This window comes from Kitasatospora sp. NBC_01246 (genome assembly GCF_036226505.1).
Classification (GTDB): Bacteria; Actinomycetota; Actinomycetes; order Streptomycetales; family Streptomycetaceae; genus Kitasatospora.
Genome location: NZ_CP108484.1, coordinates 191,224 through 205,765, shown reverse-complemented (window position 1 = coordinate 205,765; position 14,542 = coordinate 191,224). Strand labels below are relative to the sequence as shown.

11 protein-coding genes are annotated in these 14,542 nt (G+C 72.2%); 7 read left to right on the top strand and 4 right to left on the bottom strand.

The annotated features are described in order from the left end of the window. Positions 1 to 437: 437 nt before the first annotated feature. The 3 genes from mmsB to chvE form a co-directional block, all read right to left on the bottom strand. Positions 438 to 1,673, bottom strand: coding sequence for a multiple monosaccharide ABC transporter permease (gene mmsB, locus OG618_RS00925; RefSeq protein ID WP_329485146.1), 1,236 nt, complete (start codon positions 1,671 to 1,673; stop codon positions 438 to 440). A 3-nt stretch (positions 1,674 to 1,676) separates the two neighbouring features. Continuing rightward, positions 1,677 to 3,224: a multiple monosaccharide ABC transporter ATP-binding protein gene (mmsA, locus tag OG618_RS00920; protein WP_329485145.1), complete on the bottom strand. Its 1,548-nt coding sequence runs from the start codon at positions 3,222 to 3,224 to the stop codon at positions 1,677 to 1,679. Positions 3,225 to 3,322: 98 nt separating this feature from the next. Next, complete coding sequence (chvE, locus tag OG618_RS00915; RefSeq protein ID WP_329485144.1) at positions 3,323 to 4,417, bottom strand: multiple monosaccharide ABC transporter substrate-binding protein; 1,095 nt, start codon at positions 4,415 to 4,417, stop codon at positions 3,323 to 3,325. A 478-nt stretch (positions 4,418 to 4,895) separates the two neighbouring features. Between chvE and OG618_RS00910 the strand changes: the two genes are divergently transcribed. From OG618_RS00910 to OG618_RS00890, 5 genes are all read left to right on the top strand, one after another. Further along, positions 4,896 to 5,885, top strand: coding sequence for a LacI family DNA-binding transcriptional regulator (locus OG618_RS00910; RefSeq protein ID WP_329491972.1), 990 nt, complete (start codon positions 4,896 to 4,898; stop codon positions 5,883 to 5,885). Between the two features lie 299 nt (positions 5,886 to 6,184). Next, a complete protein-coding gene (locus OG618_RS00905; protein WP_329485143.1) occupies positions 6,185 to 7,882 on the top strand; it encodes a ribulokinase in 1,698 nt (565 codons plus the stop codon). Continuing rightward, the gene (locus tag OG618_RS00900; protein ID WP_329485142.1) at positions 7,879 to 8,568 is read left to right on the top strand and encodes an L-ribulose-5-phosphate 4-epimerase; all 690 of its coding nucleotides are present in this window, start codon (positions 7,879 to 7,881) and stop codon (positions 8,566 to 8,568) included. Before OG618_RS00905 ends, OG618_RS00900 begins: the two co-directional genes overlap by 4 nt. Beyond that, the gene (gene araA, locus OG618_RS00895; protein WP_329485141.1) at positions 8,565 to 10,073 is read left to right on the top strand and encodes an L-arabinose isomerase; all 1,509 of its coding nucleotides are present in this window, start codon (positions 8,565 to 8,567) and stop codon (positions 10,071 to 10,073) included. Before OG618_RS00900 ends, araA begins: the two co-directional genes overlap by 4 nt. A 118-nt stretch (positions 10,074 to 10,191) precedes the next feature. Beyond that, entirely contained in the window at positions 10,192 to 11,280 is a 1,089-nt protein-coding gene (locus tag OG618_RS00890) for an aldose epimerase family protein (protein WP_329485140.1), read from the top strand. Between the two features lie 80 nt (positions 11,281 to 11,360). Here the strand turns inward: OG618_RS00890 and OG618_RS00885 are convergent, their stop codons facing one another. Next, positions 11,361 to 11,555: a hypothetical protein gene (locus tag OG618_RS00885; RefSeq protein ID WP_329485139.1), complete on the bottom strand. Its 195-nt coding sequence runs from the start codon at positions 11,553 to 11,555 to the stop codon at positions 11,361 to 11,363. On the opposite strand from OG618_RS00885, the gene OG618_RS00880 reads away from it, so the two are divergent. Continuing rightward, a complete protein-coding gene (locus OG618_RS00880; protein ID WP_329485138.1) occupies positions 11,545 to 13,428 on the top strand; it encodes a glycoside hydrolase family 3 C-terminal domain-containing protein in 1,884 nt (627 codons plus the stop codon). The genes OG618_RS00885 and OG618_RS00880 overlap by 11 nt on opposite strands. Before the next feature lie 46 nt (positions 13,429 to 13,474). Further along, on the top strand, positions 13,475 to 14,416 hold the full coding sequence (locus OG618_RS00875; RefSeq protein WP_329491971.1) for a glycoside hydrolase family 6 protein: 942 nt from the start codon (positions 13,475 to 13,477) through the stop codon (positions 14,414 to 14,416). Positions 14,417 to 14,542 lie beyond the last annotated feature (126 nt).

The window sequence follows — 14,542 nt, the reverse complement described above, 5'->3', positions numbered from 1 at the left end:
CTACTCCTTGCTTCGGCGCCGCCGCGGCGCTGCCGCCCGGGTCGGCGGCGCGCGGCGGTGGGCGGCGCTGGGATCGGACGGGCCCGTGAGCGGTGTGCCGCCCTCGTGCCACCCGTCAGTTGCCGCCGGCGGAGCGAAGGTTGCCGTGCGCCCGGGACTTTCCGCCGATGCCGGCCGGCCCGGCCGGCCGGACCGCGAGGGCGCACCGGGCGTCCGGCAGCCGGCTGCCGCCTGGGTACACCCACGCCTCGTCCCGGGTCGTCGGCGCGCCGGGGCGGGGCCGCGACGGGCCGGGACGCGTCCGCGCCCCCGGCCGTCCGGTGGCGGACGGTCGGGGGCGCGGAATTTAGGGGGAGCCGTGCCGGGCGGCGGTGTTCCCCCGGTCGGGGGCCGGGTGGTGGAGGCGCCCCACCCGTCCCCGCGCAGCCGTTCCCGGGTCAGGAGCCGGCCCTGCGCTTGTTGTAGACGTCGAAGCCGACGGCCGCCAGCAGCACCAGGCCCTTGATCACCTGCTGGTAGTCGGTGCCGATCCCGACCAGTGACATGCCGTTGTTGAGCACGCCCAGCACCAGGCCGCCGATGATGGCGCCGAGCACGGTGCCCACGCCGCCGCTGGCGGAGGCGCCGCCGATGAACGCGGCGGCGATCGCCTCCAGCTCGAAGTTGATGCCGGCCTGCGGCGTGCCGGCGTTGAGCCTCGCGGCGAAGACCAGCCCGGCGAGCGCCGCGAGGACGCCCATGTTGGTGAAGGCGAGGAAGACGACCCGCCTGCTCTTCACCCCGGACAGCTTGGCCGCCGCCTCGTTGCCGCCGATGGCGTAGGTGTGCCGCCCGATGATCGAGTTGCGCATCAGATAGCCGAAGGCGACCAGCAGCGCGCCGAGGATCAGCAGAACGATCGGCACGCCGTGATAGCTGGCCAGCAGCAGCGTGAAGACCACCACGGCCGCGGTGATCACGGCGAGCTTGGCGAGGAACAGCCCGAGCGGGAGCGGCTCCAGCCCGTACGAGGCGGTCTGCCGCCGGCCGCGCACCTCCTGGAGGACCGCGACGGCCAGCACGGCGAGGCCCAGCAGCAGGGTGAGGTTGTGGTAGTCGGTGTGCGGGCCCACCTCGGGGAGGAAGCCGCTGCTGATGCTCTGGAAACCCTTGGGGAACGGCGCCACCGACTGCCCCTGGAGGAGGATCTGGGTGCCGCCGCGGAACAGCAGCATGCCCGCCAGGGTGACGATGAACGACGGGATGCCCAGGTAGGCGATCCAGAAGCCCTGCCAGGCGCCGGCGAGCGCGCCGATCACCAGCGCGGCCAGCAGCGCCACGGGCCAGGGCAGGTGGTGCTTGACCATCATCACCGCGGCGGCCGCCCCGACGAACGCGGCCAGGGAACCGACCGAGAGGTCGATGTGCCCGGCGATGATGACGATCATCATGCCGATCGCCAGGATGAGGATGTAGCCGTTCTGCTGGATCAGGTTGGTGATGTTGAGCGGCTGGAGCAGGATGCCGTCGGTCCAGAACTGGAAGAGCAGCACGATGAGTGCGAGAGCGACCAGCATGCCGTACTGGCGTACGTTGCCGCTCAGCGCGCGGGCCAGCACGCCGCCGACGGACGGGCTCGGGCCGCCCCGCGGTGCCTTCGGGGACGAATCCGGGATGATCTCGGTCTGGGCCATGCCTCACACCTGCTCGTTGCTGGATGCGGCGCTCATGGTCATGAGCCGCATGAGGGATTCCTGGGTGGCGTCCGCCCGGGCCACCTCACCGGTGATCCGGCCTTCGGCCATGGTGTAGATCCGGTCGCACAGACCCAGGAGTTCGGGGAGTTCGGACGAGATGACGAGCACGGCCTTGCCCTGGGCGGCGAGTTCGGCGATGACGGTGTAGATCTCCGCCTTCGCGCCGACGTCGATGCCGCGGGTGGGCTCGTCGAGGATCAGCACCTCCGGTCCGGCGAAGATCCACTTGCTGAGGACGACCTTCTGCTGGTTGCCGCCGCTGAGCGTGCCGGTCCGGGTGAACACCGTCGGCGCCTTGATGTTCATCGTCCGTCGGAAGGTCTCGGCGACCCGGGTCTCCTCGTGCCGGTCGACCCGGCCGAACCGGGTGACCTTGCCGAGCGCGCTCAGCGAGATGTTCCGGCTGATGTCGTCGATGAGGTTGAGACCGAGTTGTTTGCGGTCCTCGGTGACGTACGCGATGCCGTGCCCGATCGCTTCGGGCACCGTACGGGTGCGGATCTCCCGGCCGTGCAGCCGCACCCGGCCGCCGGCCCACCGGCCGTACGAACGGCCGAACACGCTCATGGCCAGCTCGGTGCGGCCGGCGCCCATCAGGCCGGCGATGCCGACGATCTCGCCGCGCCGCACGTTGAGCGAGGCTCCGTCCACCACCGTGCGCTGCTGGTCGATCGGGTGCCGGACGCTCCAGTCCTCGACCTCGAACGCGACCTCGCCGACGTCCCGGGTGCGCTCGGGGTAGCGGTGTTCCAGGTCGCGGCCGACCATGCCGCGGATGATCCGCTCCTCGGAGATGCCCTCGGAGCCGATCGCGATGGTCTCGATGGTCCGGCCGTCGCGCAGGATGGTCACGGCGTCCGCGACCCGGGCGATCTCGTTCAGCTTGTGCGAGATGATGATGCACGAGATGCCGCGCGCCTTGAGTTCCAGGATCAGGTCGAGCAGCTTGCGGCTGTCCTCGTCGTTCAGCGCGGCGGTCGGCTCGTCCAGGATGAGCAGTTTGACCTCCTTGGCCAGCGCTTTGGCGATCTCGACCAACTGCTGCTTGCCGACCCCGAGATCGGCGACCCTGGTGTGGGGGCTCTCGTCGAGGCCGACCTGCCGGAGCAGTTCGGCGGCGTGGGTGAGGGTCCGGTGCCAGCTGATGATGCCCCGGCTGGCGTGCTCGTTGCCGAGGAAGATGTTCTCGGCGATGGACAGGTAGGGCACCAGGGCGAGCTCCTGGTGGATGATCGCGATGCCGAGCCGCTCGCTGGCCCGGATGTCCTTGAACCGGCAGGGTTCGCCCTCGAAGAGGATCTCGCCCTCGTAACTGCCGTGCGGGTAGACCCCGCTGAGCACCTTCATCAGGGTGGACTTGCCGGCGCCGTTCTCACCGCAGACGGCGTGCACCTGGCCCGCCGAGACGGTCAGGTTGACCTGGGAGAGCGCCTTGACGCCGGGGAACGACTTGCTGATCGACCGCATTTCGAGAACGGGTCCGGCCATGGCTGTGCATCCGTATCGTTCGGGGTGGTGCGGTGCGGGGGATCTCCCGCACCTCGCACCACCGTGTCGACGCCTGGCCCGTCAGCCGGGCCTCGGGGTTACTTGAGCTGGTCTGCGGTGTACTGGCCGCTGTCCACCAGGACCTTCCGGTAGTTGTCCTTGTCGACGCTGACCGGCTGGAGGAGCTGCGCCGGGACGGTCTTGACGCCGTTGTCGTACTGGCTGGTGTCGTTGACCTCGGGCTTGCCGCCGGTCAGCAGCGCGTCGCCCATCTGGACGGCCGCCTTGGCGAGTTGGCGGGTGTCCTTGTAGACCGTCTGGGTCTGCTCGCCCGCGATGATCGACTTCACCGACGCCAGTTCCGCGTCCTGACCCGTGACGACCGGCAGCGACTTCCCGGCGCCGTAGCCGACACCCTTGAGGGAGGAGAGGATGCCGATCGAGATGCCGTCGTACGGCGAGAGCACGGCGTCGACGCGGGCGGCGGTGTACGACTTGCTCAGCAGGTTGTCCATCCGGGACTGGGCGAGACCGCCGTCCCAGCGCAGGGTGGCGACCTGGTTGAAGGCGGTCTGGCCGCTCTGGACCACGAGCTTCTTGTCGTCGATGTACGGCTTGAGGACGCTCATCGCGCCGTTGAAGAAGAAGTTGGCGTTGTTGTCGTCCGGCGAGCCCGCGAACAGCTCGACGTTGAACGGGCCCTTGCCGTCCTTGAGTCCGAGCTTGTCGACGATGTAGCCGCCCTGGAGCACGCCCACCTTGTAGTTGTCGAAGGTGGCGTAGTAGTCGACGTTACCGGTGCCGCGGATCAGCCGGTCGTAGGAGATGACCGGGATGTGCGCGTCGGCGGCCTTCTGCAGCACGTTGGTGAGCGAGGATCCGTCGATGGCGGCGATCACCAGCAGTCTGGCACCCTTGGTGATCATGTTCTCCACCTGGGAGACCTGGTTCTCCACCACGTTGTCCCCGTACTGCAGGTCGGTCTTGTAGCCCTTGGCCTGGAACTCCTTGACCATGTTGGTGCCGTCGGCGATCCAGCGCTCCGACGACTTGGTCGGCATGGCGATGCCGATGAGGCCGCCCTTCGCGTCCCCCTTGGCCGGACCGTCGCCGGCGCCGTTGGCGCTCTGGCCGCAGGCCGCCAACGACAGGATCAGGCCTGCGGCGACGAGGCTCGCCGAAATCTTCCGCACAGTTCCTCCAGTGATGGTTCCGCGACCGGCACAGAGCGACCATGGGCGGGCGACTGGGAGCGGTCGGGCGGGGCCGGCCGGGGACGGGGCCCTCGTGCCGTGGGGCACCGGGGTTACGGTCGCCGTGGCCTGGCGTGACATGAGTGTTAACGCTCACATCGGCGGAGTCAAGGGTTGCCGGTGCATCGTTGGATCCCCGGGGCGGGACAACCTCCTCGCCGGGCGTGGAGCCGGGGCCGCGGGCCGTTGCCGACGGCCGTCGGTTGGTTCACGTTCCACCGCCGCGCGGCCGGGGCGGCGGTCAGCGGGTCCGGCGGCCTGTCGGTCCGGCGCCCGGACGCCCGGTGGGGAGGAGCGCCTCCGCCGGCCCGGAGGTGACGCATCGGTGGGGGCCCGGTCGCGTACTGTGGTGCGCAGCCGAAGAAGGGGACTGCGAGTGGGAACCGACAGCACCGGGACGGAACAGCGCCAGCCCGTGATGGCGGATGTGGCGAAACTGGCAGGCGTGTCCCACCAGACGGTGTCCCGGGTGCTCAACGGTGCCCCGCACGTCCGGCCGGACACCCGCGAGCGCGTGCTGGCCGCCATCCGGGAGCTGGACTACCGGCCCAACTCGGCCGCCCGGGCGCTGGTGACCCGCCGCTCGCAGACCCTCGGCGTGGTCAGCTTCGACTCGACCCTCTACGGTCCGGCCTCGATGCTGGACGGCATCGAGCGGGCCGCGCGCAGTGCCGGGTACTTCGTGAGCGTGTCCAGTCTGCGATCCCTGGACGGCCGTTCGGTCCAGGAGGCCGTGGACCGGCTGCGCGACCAGGGCGTGGAGGGCGTCCTGGTGATCGCACCGCAGACCTCCGGCGTCAGCGCGGTGGCCCGGCTCTCCAGCTCGGTGCCGGTCGTCGCGGTCGGCTCGGGCAACCAGACCCGGGTGCCCATGGTGTCGGTGGGCAACCGCGCCGGTGCCGGGGAGGTCACCGGGTACCTGCTCGACCTGGGCCACCGCACGGTGCACCACGTGGCAGGGCCGGCGAACTGGCTGGAGAGCCAGGACCGCGAGGAGGGCTGGCGCGGTGCGCTGCAGGCGGCCGGAGCCCCGGTGCCGGCCGTCGAACGCGGCGACTGGAGCGCCCGCTCCGGCTACCAGGCCGGCCTGCGGATCGCGGAACTGGCGGATGTCACCGCCGTCTTCTGCGCCAACGACCACATGGCCCTCGGCCTGCTGCGCGCCCTGCACGAGGCCGGGAGGTCGGTGCCGGACGACATCAGCGTGGTCGGCTTCGACGACATCCCGGAGGCCGCCTACTTCATCCCGCCGCTGACCACCGTGCGGCAGGACTTCGGCGAACTCGGCCGCAGAGCCCTGGAGCTGCTCGTCGGAGAGCTGGAGGGCGTCACGCCCGCGCGGGCCCAGGTGAAGATCTCTCCGGAGATGGTGCTGCGCCGCAGCGTGCGCCCGGTCGCCCGGCGTTGAAGCGACGGGGGTCCGCGAGCCCCTGACCGCCCGGTGTGCCGGTGCGATGCCGTGAACTTTCCCTTGACACCAGGATTGTGAGCGCTAACAATTCCTGTGAGCGTGAACAACAGCGCCCTTCCCACTCCGCCGGCGAGGCGCTGAAAGCCCCGCTTCCCCGCGCCGCCGGCGGCCACTCGTTCCGTCCTCCTGAGGGAGAGGCAGCGGAACGGATCCTGTCGTCGGCGCGCCCTGCCCTGCCCCGGATTTGGGCCGCGCCGGCGACAGGTGACAACACCGGTCGTACGAAGGATGAGGAAGTGACCGTGACTCCTGCCGCCCAGGACTCGGAGAGATACGTCGTAGGCGTCGACTTCGGAACGCTCTCCGGCCGCGCCGTGGTGGTCCGCGTGCGCGACGGTGAGGAACTGGGCACCGCCGTCCACGACTACCCCCACGCCGTCATCGAGGACCGCCTGCCCGGCACCGGCCGCCGCCTGCCGCCCGACTGGGCGCTCCAGCACCCCGAGGACTGGCGCGAGGTGCTGCGCACCGCCGTCCCCGCGGCCGTCGCCGCCGCCGGCGTCGACCCGGCCGCGGTGATCGGCATCGCCACCGACTTCACCGCCTGCACGGTCCTCCCGGTGCTCGCCGACGGCACCCCGCTCGCCGAGACCGGGCACTGGTCCGGCCGCCCGCACGCCTGGCCCAAGCTGTGGAAGCACCACGCCGCCCAGGGCCAGGCCGACCGGATCAACGCGCTGGCCCACGCCCGGGGCGAGAAGTGGATCCTCCGCTACGGCGGGAAGATCTCCGCGGAGTGGCAGTACGCCAAGGCCCTCCAGGTCCTTGAGGAGGACCAGGCCGTGTACGACGCGTGCGCGCGCTGGATCGAGGCCGCCGACTGGATCGTCTGGCAGCTCACCGGCGCCGAGAGCCGCAACGCCTGCACCGCCGGCTACAAGGGCATCCATCAGGACGGCGGCTACCCGGGCGAGGACTACCTCGCCGCCCTGCACCCCGACTTCGCCGACTTCGCCCGCACCCGGCTGGAGCACCCGCTCGCCCCGCTCGGCTCCCGGGTCGGCTCGCTCACCGCGCGGGCGGCGGAGTGGACCGGCCTGCCCGCAGGCATCGCGGTCGCCGCGGGCAACGTCGACGCGCACGTCGCCGCCCCCGCCGCGCAGGCGGTCGAGAACGGCCAGCTCCTTGCCATCATGGGCACGTCCACCTGTCACGTGATCAACGGCGCCGCCCTCGCGGACGTCCCCGGGATCTGCGGCGTGGTCGAGGGCGGCATCGTCGAGGGCGCGTACGGCTACGAGGCCGGCCAGAGCGCGGTGGGCGACATCTTCGCCTGGTGGCTGCGCCAGGGCGTTCCCGCCGACTACCTCGCCGAGGCCGAGGAGAACGGCGAGGACCTCCACCAGCTGCTCACCCGGAAGATCGCGGACCAGCCGGTCGGCGGCCACGGCCTGGTCGCGCTCGACTGGATGAACGGCAACCGCTCGACGCTGGTCGACCACCACCTCTCGGGGGTGATCGTCGGCCTCACCCTGGCCACCCGGCCCGAGGAGGTCTACCGCGCCCTGCTGGAGGCCACCGCCTACGGCACCCGCGTCATCGTCGAGGCCCTGGAACAGGGCGGCGTCCCCGTCACCGAGTTCATCGTCACGGGCGGTCTCAAGAAGAACGACCTGCTGATGCGGATCTACGCGGACGTCCTGCGCCGGCCTGTCTCCGTCGCCGCGTCGGAGCAGGGCCCGGCGCTCGGCTCCGCGATCCACGCCGCCGTCGCCGCCGGGGCCTACCCCGACGTACGGGCCGCGGCCGCCGCGATGGGCCGGGTACGGCGCGGGGCGTACCAGCCCGACCGGGCCGCCGCCGACGTCTACGACCTGCTCTTCGCCGAGTACCGCGCCCTGCACGACCACTTCGGCACCGGGCCCGACAAGCTCCTGCACCGCCTGCGCGACATCCGCAACGCCGCCCTGACCACACCGAGCGAGGCCCCGTGAAAACGTCCATCGACCTCATCCGCCGCCAGGTCAGCGACCTCCACCAGGAGCTGGTCCGGTACAACCTGGTGGTCTGGACCGCCGGCAACGTCTCGGCCCGGGTCCCGGGTGAGGAGCTGCTGGTCATCAAGCCGAGCGGGGTCTCCTACGACGAGCTGACGCCTCAGAACATGATCGTCTGCGACCTGGACGGGAACGTCGTCGAGGGCGGGTACGCGCCGTCCTCCGACACGGCGGCGCACGCCTACGTGTACCGGCACATGCCCGAGGTCGGGGGAGTGGTGCACACCCATTCCACCTATGCCTGTGCCTGGGCGGCCCGGGGTGAGGCGGTGCCGTGCGTGCTGACCGCGATGGCGGACGAGTTCGGTGCGGAGATCCCGGTCGGTCCGTTCGCCCTGATCGGGGACGACTCGATCGGCCGGGGCATCGTGGAGACCCTGGAGGGCCACCGCTCGCCCGCCGTGCTGATGAAGAGCCACGGTGTGTTCACGATCGGCAAGGACGCGAAGGCGGCGGTGAAGGCCGCCGTGATGTGCGAGGACGTGGCGCGGACCGTGCACCTCTCGCGCCAGCTCGGTGAACCGGCGCCGATCGCCCAGGCCGACATCGACCGCCTCAACCACCGCTACCAGAACGTCTACGGCCAGCAGCCCGCCGGCCACCGAGGAGCCGAACCCCGATGACCGAAGCATTCGCAGGCCGCGAGGTCTGGTTCCTGACCGGCAGCCAGGCACTCTACGGTGAGGAGACGCTGCGCCAGGTCGCGGAGCAGTCCCGGCGGATCGCCGACATCCTGGACGGCGACGCCGCCGTCCCGGTGCGGATCGTCTGGAAGCCGGTCCTCACCGGCGCCGACGCGATCCGGCGGATCTGCCTGGACGCGAACGCCACGGACGACTGCATCGGCCTGATCGCCTGGATGCACACCTTCTCCCCGGCGAAGATGTGGATCGCCGGCCTGGACGCCCTGCGCAAGCCGCTGCTCCACCTGCACACCCAGGCCAACGTCGAACTGCCCTGGCAGAGCATCGACATGGACTTCATGAACCTGAACCAGGCCGCCCACGGCGACCGCGAGTTCGGCCACGTCCAGACCCGCCTCGGCGTCCCCCGCAAGACCGTCGCCGGACACGTCAGCGACCCGGCCGTCGCCGCCAGGATCGCCGCCTGGGCCCGGGCCGGTGCCGGCCGCGCCGAACTGAGCACCCTCAGGCTCGCCCGCTTCGGCGACAACATGCGCGACGTCGCCGTCACCGAAGGCGACAAGGTCGAAGCCCAACTGCGGTTCGGCGTCTCGGTCAACACCTACGGCGTCAACGACCTCGTCACCGCCGTCGACGCCGTGGACGACAGCACCGTCACCCGGCTCGTCGAGGAGTACCAGGACAGCTACCACCTCGCCCCCGAACTGCGCGCCGACGGCGAGGAGCACGCGGCCCTGCGCTACGCCGCCCGGATCGAGGCCGGCCTGCGCCACTTCCTCGAACAGGGCGGCTTCCACGCCTTCACCACCAACTTCGAAGACCTCGGCGCACTGCGCCAGCTTCCCGGCCTCGCCGTCCAGCGGCTGATGGCCGACGGCTACGGCTTCGGCGGCGAGGGCGACTGGAAGACCTCCACCCTGCTGCGCACGCTCAAGGTGGTCGGTGCGGGCCTGCCCGGTGGCACGTCGTTCATGGAGGACTACACCTACCACCTGGAGCCGGGGCGGGAGTTGATCCTGGGCGCGCACATGCTGGAGGTGTGCCCGTCGATCGCTGCCGCCAGGCCTTCCTGCGAGGTCCACCCCCTGGGCATCGGCGGCCGGGAGGACCCGGTCCGGTTGGTCTTCGACGCCGAGCCCGGTCCCGCGGTGGTGGTCGGTCTCGCCGACCTGGGCGACCGCTTCAGGCTGGTCGCCAACGAGATAGACGTGGTCGAGCCGCCCGCGCCACTGCCCAACCTGCCCGTCGCCCGCGCGGTCTGGAAGCCGCGCCCTGACCTGCGAACCTCCACCGAGGCCTGGCTGACCGCCGGCGCCCCCCACCACACCGTGCTCTCCAGCGCGCTGGGCACGGAGGAACTCGACGACCTCGCCGAGATGCTCGGCGTGGAACTCCTGGTCATCGACGACGACACGAACATCCGCCGGTTCACCAAGGAACTGCGCTGGAACCAGGCCTATCACCGCCTGGCCCAGGGCTTCTGACCCCGTCCCTCCCGACCCCGTCTGTCCCGACCCCGTCCGTCCCGAGCCGCCGAACGCCGGTCCGGTGCGTCCGGCGTCCGGCCGCCACCCACCCAGCCGCATGGAACGGAGCAATCCCGTGCCGAGAGAAGCACTCGTCTCCCGCAGCGAGTTGACGGTGTCCCAGGAGGTCGCCGCGATCCTGCCGGACGGGCGACGCGTCATCCGCTGGACCATCGGGTCCCCGGCGGGGGCCACCGCGGAGGTGCTCAGCCTCGGCGCCCGCCTCCAGGCCCTGGACGTGCCGGACCGGGACGGGCGGCGGGCGAACGTCGTCCTCGGGTGCGACGGCGTCGGGGACCTGCTCGGTGAAGCGGCCTACCTCGGGGCGACGGTCGGCCGCTACGCCAACCGGATCGCGGGCGGCACGGTGCCGGTGGACGGTACGACCCACCGGCTGCGGGCCCAGCCGGGCGGCCACACCCTGCACGGCGGTCCGGACGGGTTCGCCACCCGGCTTTGGGACGGCGTGCCGGTCCGGGAGGGCCGGCGGGCCGGGGTACGCCTGCGCCTGCGGAGCCCGGACGGCGACCAGGGGTTCCCGGGGGAGCTCCGCGCGGAGGTGACGTACCTGCTCGACCCGGCCGGGCAGCTCCGGATCGGCTACCGGGCGCGCGCGGACGCCCCGACCGTCGTCAACCTCACCAACCACGCGTACTTCAACCTGGCGGGCGAGGGCAGCGGGACGGTGCTCGACCACCTGCTCCGGGTGGACGCCGCCGGCTACCTGCCAGTGGACGAGGGTCTGATCCCGCTCGGCCCGGTCGAGTCCGTCGCCGGCACGCCCTTCGACCTGCGCGAGGCGGCGGTGATCGGCGAGCGCGTCGCGGTCGAGGACCCCCAGGTCCGCGCGGCCGGTACGGGCTTCGACCACACCTGGGTGCTCGACGGGACGGGCTTGCGCCGGGTCGCGGTGCTGAGCCACCCGGCCAGCGGCCGGCAGGTCGAATGCCTGACGACGGAGCCGGGCCTCCAGGTCTACACCGGCAACCACTTCGACGGGTCGCTGACCGGCCGCTCCGGCCGTCCGTACCGGGCGTACGCGGGCATCGCACTGGAGACGCAGCACTTCCCGGACTCGCCCAACCGTCCCGAGTACCCCTCCACCGCCCTGCGCCCGGGAGAGGAGTTCCGCTCGACGACGGTGTACCGCTTCTCCGTGGCGTAGCGAAGCCGCGGAGCGGTGAACGGGGGCGGCGGGCCGGACGGGGCTCGCCGCCCCCCTGTCGGCGTCCCACCCCGCGCTGGTCAGGCCGTTGATCCGGCCTCGTGGTTCGCGTGCTCGAAGCGCTCCGGCATCTGCCCGCGCCCGACGACGCCGGAGCAGGGCCGGGTGAGCGGTTCACGGGGTGTCCGTTCGGGTGAACGGGCGGCGAGCCCCTGGCGGGACGTCAGGGCAGCGGGCAGGGCGTTGCCGAGCTGCGTCCAGTACGTGATCAGCAAGACCGGCCTGTACGACCGGCTGATCGGTGTCGTCCTGCCGACCGCCGCCTTCTGCCTGCCGGTCTGCACCCTGGTGCTGACCGGCGCGATGCGCGACATCGGCCCCGAGCTGTACGAGGCGATGGCGGTGGACGGCGCCGGGTACTCCGCCTCCCGTGCCGGACGCAACCTCGCCCCCGTCTCGATGGGCCCCCGCGAGCGCGCCGACGTCATCCTGGCGCCCTTCGAGATGGCCGTCCGCGAAGGCCGTCCCCGTTCGGTCATGCACGCCTACACGGACACCGACGGCCTGCCCTCCGCCGCCGACGAGGCCCTGCTCACGGGACTGCTCCGGGACACCTGGGGCTTCACCGGCACGCTCGTCGCCGACTACTTCGGCATCGCCTTCCTCAAGACGCTGCACGGCGTCGCCGAGTACTGGTCCGACGCCGCCGCACTGGCCCTGGCCAGCGGAGTGGACGTCGAACTGCCGACCGTGCAGACCTTCGGACAGCCCCTGCTGGACGCGGTCGGGGCCGGAGCCGTACCGGAGGCGCTGATCGACCGGGCGCTGCGCCGCGTCCTGGTGCAGAAGGCCCAGCTCGGCCTCCTGGACGCCGACTGGGACCCGGTGCCCGCCGCCCTCGCCGGCACCGACCCGGGCGATCCCGAGGCGTTGCGCGGCCTGGTCGACCTCGACCGGCCCGCCAACCGCGCACTCGCCGCCGAACTCGCCGAGCAGGCCGTGGTACTGCTGCGCAACGACGGCCTGCTGCCCCTGCGCGGCCCCGCCCGGATCGCGCTGATCGGGCCGAACGCCGACGAACCCACCGCCGTGCTCGGCTGCTACTCCTTCCCCGTGCACGTCGGCGCGCAGCACCCGCGGACCCCGGCCGGCATCGAACTCCCCACCCTGCGGCAGGCGTTGGAGGCGGAGTTCGCCGGCAGCCAGTTGCGTACGGTGCGCGGGGTGACGGTGGACGGCGAGGACACCGGCGGCATCGCCGAGGCGGTCCGGGCCGCCCGGCGGGCCGACGTGGTGGTGCTCGCCCTCGGGGACCGGGCCGGGCTCTTCGGCCGCGGCACCAGCGGCGAGGGCTGCGACGCCGCCTCGCTCGAACTGCCCGGCAGCCAGCGGAAGCTGCTGGAGGAAGTACTGGACGCCGGCACGCCGGTGGTGGTCACCCTGCTGGCCGGGCGGCCGTACGCGCTCGGGCGCGCGGTCACCGAGGCGGCGGCCGTCGTGCAGTGCTTCTTCCCCGGCGAGGAGGGCACCCGGGCCCTCGCGGGCGTGCTCAGCGGGCGGGTCGAGCCGACCGGACGGCTACCGGTCTCCGTGCCCGCGCACCCCGGCGTCCAGCCCTCCACCTACCTGGCCGCCCGGCTGGCCCAGGCCGGCGACGTCTCCAGCACCGACCCGACACCCGCCTACGGCTTCGGACACGGTCTCGGCTACACCGAGTTCACCTGGGCCGGCCTCACCGTGGAGGTGGCCGAGGCCGGTACCGACGGCGAGTTCCGGCTCGCCTTCGAGCTGCACAACGCCGGCGCCCGGGCGGGCACCGAGGTGGTGCAGCTCTACCTGCACGACCCGGTGGCCTCGGTGGTGCAGCCCGTGCAGCGGTTGGTCGGCTACCGGCGGATCCCGCTCGACGCGGGAGCCGGCTGCCGGGTGGTGCTGGCGCTCCCCGCCGACCTGGCCTCCTTCACCGGCCGCGACGGCCACCGGATCGTCGAACCCGGCGCGCTGGAACTGCGGATCGCCGCCTCCAGCACCGACGCCCGCCTCACCGTGCCGCTGCGCCTGACCGGCTCGGTCCGCCCGCTCGACCACACCCGCCGGCTCCACCCGACCGTCACCGTCCAGGACCTTCCACCCACCCCCACCCCGTAGCGGGGGAACCACCGTGCGCCGATCGAGCCGCAGGCTGTCCCTGCTCATGGCACCCGCGCTGACCACCGTCCTTCTCGCGCTCGACCCCGGCAGCGCCCACGCGGCCGGACCCGCCCTCACGACCAGCGGCTTCTACGCCGACCCCGACTCCAGCGCACAGCGCTGGGTCAACGCCAACCGGGGCGACGGCCGCGCCGCCGCGATCCAGGCGTCGATCGCCAACGTGCCGTCGGCCCGCTGGTTCGGCAACTGGAGCGGCGCCGTCGGAACGGCCACCGGTGCCTACACCGGCGCGGCCGCCGCCGCCGGCAAACTGCCCGTCCTCGTCGCCTACGACATCCCCGACCGGGACATCTGCGCGGGCCAGTCCGGCGGCGGGGCGGGCAGCGCCGCCGAGTACCGGACGTGGATCGCCGCCTTCGCCGCCGGCATCGGCACCCGGCCGGCGGTGGTCGTCCTCGAACCCGACTCGCTCGGCGACGAGAGCTGCATGAGCCAGGCCCAGATCTCCGAGCGCAACGTGCTGCTGAGCGGCGCCGTCGCGCAGTTCAACGCCAAGGCGCCGAACACCCGCCTCTACCTGGACGCCGGCAACCCCGCCTGGCTGAGTGCCGAGACCATGGCCCGACACCTGGCCGCGGCCGGGGTGGCCGGAGCCCACGGCTTCTCCCTGAACGTCTCGAACTACCTCACCACCGCCCAGAACGTGGCGTACGGCAACGCGGTCAACGCGGCGCTGAAGTCGACGAAGGGTTTCACCAAGCCGTTCGTCGTCGACACCAGCCGCAACGGCAACGGGTCCGACGGCGCGTGGTGCAACCCGGCGGGACGCCGGATCGGGACCCCCACCGGGTGGGGCGGCGGCGCCGAGATGCTCCTGTGGATCAAGGTGCCCGGCGAGTCGGACGGCAACTGCGGTGTCGGCACGGGATCGACCGCCGGACAGTTCCTGCCCGAGGTCGCCTACAAGATGATCTACGGCTACTGACCGCGGACCGGTGCGGGGCGGTCCCGCGGCCGCTCTCGAGCCGAAGCGCTCCCCGGCACCGGAACCGCTCCCCGGCTCCGGTGCCGGCGCGCACGGCTGCCCGGACCCGGGCGCGGCGGGCGGGCC